The following is a 4,488-nucleotide window of genomic DNA, read 5'->3' as shown; positions in this document are numbered from 1 at the left end:
TTGGGGGGAAAATTCAGGGACTTTTTCCCTGAAAATTAGGTAATTGACCACCTGAAAATGGGTAAAACCCCACACCCCACACCCCAACCCCCAACCCCCAACCCCCAACCCCCACCGAAAAACTTTTTCAGCAGACCCTAATTAATGCAGTACCTTTTCTATAAGGGGTTCAACGAGTCAAAAGGGATGACCAATAATCAGTTATCAGTGACCATTGACCGTTTAATAAGAGCCAGATTAATCCCCCTATTCCGAATAGAATAGTCAAGACATAAAACTGCGATTGACCAGAAACATTATACTTTAAGGCACTGCCGCTAAAAATCGTCGCTAAACTGACCAAATTAACCAGACCATCAATAATATAACGATCGAGCCAAGCGGTAATTTTTGACAGGCTCCCCACCGCTAAAACCACGGTAAACTGATAGATGCGATCGAGATAGAAGTCATAAGCGAACAAATCCTGCAAGAATCGCAGGATTAACCCAGTTGGTCTCGCCCAAGCTCGTCTTAACTCTACCATTGACCCGATAACTAGGCCAATTACTCCAGAGGCTATCAGTAAGGGAAAACCCCAGACAATAGTAAAACTCCGGTTATTAAGGAGGGGATTGGTGAAAGATAGCCAAAAATCCCAACGTAGGGGAATAATCGGGGCCAATAAAGCGATTAAAATCAATGCTACCATGGGCAAAGCCATCGGCCAAGCCACTTCCGGGGTGCGATGGGTCTTACTTTGGGTTTGTCCCAAAAAGACTAAACGAAATACCCGCGTGAGATTGATGATGCTAAGACAATTAACAAAGATTAAAACCGCTAATAACCACCAAGGAATCTCCCATTCACCACTTAACCACCGTTTTAACGTCCAAAACATCCCCAGGGGCATTAAAACCGTCATCCCCGCGGAACCTGCTAAAAAAGCCGTGGTCGTAGCCGGCATTCTTGCCCAAATTCCCCCCATTTCCGTGATATTCTGGTTACTGGTGGTGAGAATTAAGGCTCCTGCGCTCATAAACAATAGGGCTTTTGCGACCGCATGGGAGAATAAAATTAGTAAAGCGATATCCACATGACCTAATCCCACCGCAATAAAGACCAAACCGAGATAGGCACTGGTGGAGTGGCATAAAACCCGTTTAATATCAATTTGGGACAACGCCATCAGAGACGTACCAATTGCCGTCATTGTCCCCAACACTATTAAAACATTGGCAGCGATCGGAGATAGGGTAAACACTGGCTGCAGCTTAATTAAAACATAAGCCCCCGCCGAAACCACGATCGAATTCCGCATGATTCCGGCTGGATTTGGTCCCTCCATCGCCTCATCTAGCCACAAATTCAGGGGAAATTGGGCGCATTTACCCGTTGGACCGGCAATAAGGGCTAATCCTAACAAAGTCGCCGTCAAAGGTCCTACAGGGTTATTTACTGCCCAATTTTCTAACTGAGAAAAACTCAATCCTTCTCCGTAACTGGACAGAGCCACCAAACCCATCAATAAAATAATATCGCCGACGCGCTTGGTTAAAAAGGCATCTCGCGCCGCGGTTACTACCAAAGGTTGGGCATACCAAAAACCGACGAGGAGATAGGTAGAGACCGTTAACATCTCTAGGAAAGCGTAACTGAATAGTAGGGAGTCACTCAGGGCAATTCCCCCCAAAGCTGCCTCAAAAAAGCCCATTAAGCCATAAAATCTCGCCAAAGACCAATCCTTTTCCATGTAGCCAAGGGCATAGATTTGGGCCAGGAGACTGATTAGGGTAATCACTTCCAGCGTCCCCAAACTGACGGGAGAAAGTTCGATCGAAAGGGATAAACTAAGATCGGCCACTTTTACCCATTCAAAAGTCAGTTTAATCGTCTCTCGATGCCAAATTTGATTAAAAGCGATCGATCCGTGTATTAACCCTAAGACGGTCATCAATAGGTTAATATAAGCGGCCGGCCGCGGACCGGTGCGACTAATAATGCCTAAAGACCAAGGTAGGGTTAAAATCGAACCAATTAAGCCATAAATGGGAATTAACCAGCAAGTGTAAAGGAATAAATCTTTCATTCAGGGAGTGAGATGTTGGGGATTTCAGTTATCAGTGATCAGTGATCAGTTATCAGTTATCAGGTTTAAGTTTTAAGTTTTAAGTTTTCAATTTTCAATAAATTTAGGCTCTTTCACTGGTTACTGGTTACTGGTTACTGGTTACTGATCACTGAAAAAGCTGACGGCCATAAAAAACCAAGACTCGATCGAGAAGGGATCGAGTTTAGTCAATTTAGTTATTTTACAGTTAATCCCGCAATTGGGCTAAATGCGATGTAATAAAGATTTACCGTGGGAATCGGTGCTACAGGTGGCAAATAATTGGTATTGACGACTCAGAGCGAGTGCTTGTTCGGTTTCCGGTTGACTCGGTAGCCAGGGTTTGGGATTGCCGTAGGCATAAAAAGCCTCAATACCATCAATACCTAATTCTACCGCCGCCGCTACTAAATCGGCTGCGGGACGATGGTAACGAAAGGGATGGGCGAGAACCACTAAGGCCCCCGCTTGCTGTAAACTGTTAATGACTCTAGAGGCCAAAGCTATATCTCCTTCCGGTTTGGCTCTTTGCAGATAGGGAGTCAAAACGGGATGAGTAGGATCGAAACCATAGCCAAGAATATGCACTTCTGTCTCTAAGAGATTCGCCGTAATTTCTACCCCTGTCCAGAGATGGGGTAGAGAACCCTTTAAATGCTCATTTTCTAGCCAAATTTGGGCTTGTTGATAACCTTCGATCGAGTGATGATCAGTAATTGCTAATCCTTTTAGTCCGATATCTAACGCTTGTCTCATCAAGTCTTGGGGACTCATTTGACCATCGGAACAATGGGTGTGCAGATGGAAATTGTAATGGTGGGGACAACTATCATAGCCAATATTTGCCCACACCGCTTTTAGGGTGAGGGTATCTTGAGCTAGGGGTGGAATTGTAGCAGAAACGACCATGCAGTATTGAGGAACTTTCCCAAAGATTACAAATTGCCAACAATCAGCATAACAAATACCAAAAAAAATTGGGTAGCTGCTGTTACCGGTAATACTAAATCCTGTTTCAAAGGTATGGGGAAGTGGGTATCTCACAGGTGTGGGTTTTTTACATTTAGAATTATAATCGAGTGAGACAAGGGAGACAAGGAGGGAAAGTGGACAAGGAAGAAGAAAGCAGCACAATCCAAACCTATGAGGATTTAATCATTTTCTATGAGAAAAGTTGTATTTATCGGTTTTTAGCAAATCTTTAGGAGGTTTTGTTTGACTTTTCATCCCATGAACTTGACATTCCATCTGGCAGCGGTTATAACTATACTAGAGTACGGATTGTCTCCGCATTACTGCCCTAATAAAAAGTAACAAACCACTTAAAATGATCACCAACATCTCTAGACAACTAACCACTGGCGCTCTTGCTATCGCTAGCAGCGTTGCCGCTTTCGGCTTTGCTGGTGCTGCCCATGCCCAAGCAGCGCCAATACTTGGCGGTACTTTATCCATCACTGGGACTGCAACAATCGACCCGTGGGGAACTGTTAACCCAATGCTTAAGCCCTTAAACATCACCGCAGTAAACGGTGCTACGGGTCAATTTCTGGGTGTGACAACTGCTAACGTTACTACTCCTGCTAGTTTTGCATTAACTGGCACTGGTACTGGTATGATGTCCATGTTTACCGCTCCCTCTTCTCTGGCTAATTTTATTAGTATAACGGTGAACCAACCGTATCCCATCGGTCCGGGTCCTGGCATTGTAGTCGGTAATATCACTTCCACCATGGCTTACGGTACATTTATGGCTGGGGGTGGTGGTAGCACGACAACTTACAGTGTAACTGGCGACATGACTTTTGATGAGCCTAATGGTTATCCTGATCTTTTCGGAACTTTCAGCATCGCCTTCACTAGAAGCGTTAGTGCTGGTGGTCAGATTTCCCAAAGCTATAATTTATCTCTCCAAAAATCCGGTCTTACTACTAATATTCCCGAACCCTCTGCTATCCTCGGTATCTTAGCCGTTGCCGGTGCTGGTGCTTTCGCTCGTCGCAAGAGCTAGTCACTGTTATTAGATTAAAGGCAAGCGTTAAGGTTAAGCTTAACGCCTTTTTTTGTGTCTAGAGAAGGGGATGGGGGAGTGGGAAGTGGGGGAGTGGGGAGAAGGGAGTGGGGAAACTGGAAAATTAGCCGAACGTGCAGAGGTCACTAACCCCGCCCTAAAAGCGACGGGGCTTGCCTAGACCAATTTAGGCGACGCAAGTAGAGACTACCGCATCGAGACACAATCTGGCACAGACTTCCGAATGCTTCCCTAGTTCGGATTCCCTCTCAGCTTTATTGGTAAAGCGTTGTTAGACAAGACATCTTGATTGTGTTGCGGAAAGGGACTTTAACTTTACTCTTAAGGATTATCTCCATGGAAAGAGTTCCTGTTATCTCAAAAGACG

The 4,488-nt window shown here is 45.0% G+C and carries 3 protein-coding genes; 1 reads left to right on the top strand and 2 read right to left on the bottom strand.

Annotated elements, in window-relative coordinates:
• Positions 1-169: 169 nt before the first annotated feature.
• The gene (locus tag IM319_RS15320) at positions 170-2,068 is read right to left on the bottom strand and encodes an NAD(P)H-quinone oxidoreductase subunit F (protein ID WP_287077151.1); all 1,899 of its coding nucleotides are present in this window, start codon (positions 2,066-2,068) and stop codon (positions 170-172) included.
• Between the two features lie 246 nt (positions 2,069-2,314).
• Positions 2,315-2,998, bottom strand: coding sequence for a PHP domain-containing protein (locus IM319_RS15315; RefSeq protein ID WP_287736154.1), 684 nt, complete (start codon positions 2,996-2,998; stop codon positions 2,315-2,317).
• 418 nt (positions 2,999-3,416) lie between these two features.
• Between IM319_RS15315 and IM319_RS15310 the strand changes: the two genes are divergently transcribed.
• Positions 3,417-4,100 carry a PEP-CTERM sorting domain-containing protein gene (locus IM319_RS15310; RefSeq protein ID WP_287736153.1) on the top strand — a complete coding sequence of 228 codons (684 nt, stop codon included), beginning with the start codon at positions 3,417-3,419 and terminating at the stop codon, positions 4,098-4,100.
• Positions 4,101-4,488 lie beyond the last annotated feature (388 nt).

Origin of the sequence: Microcystis sp. M113S1 (assembly GCF_020246945.1) — a bacterium.
Lineage (GTDB): Bacteria > Cyanobacteriota > Cyanobacteriia > Cyanobacteriales > Microcystaceae > Microcystis.
The sequence above is the reverse complement of the archived record's forward strand: the minus strand, read 5'-3'. Positions and strand labels throughout refer to the sequence as shown.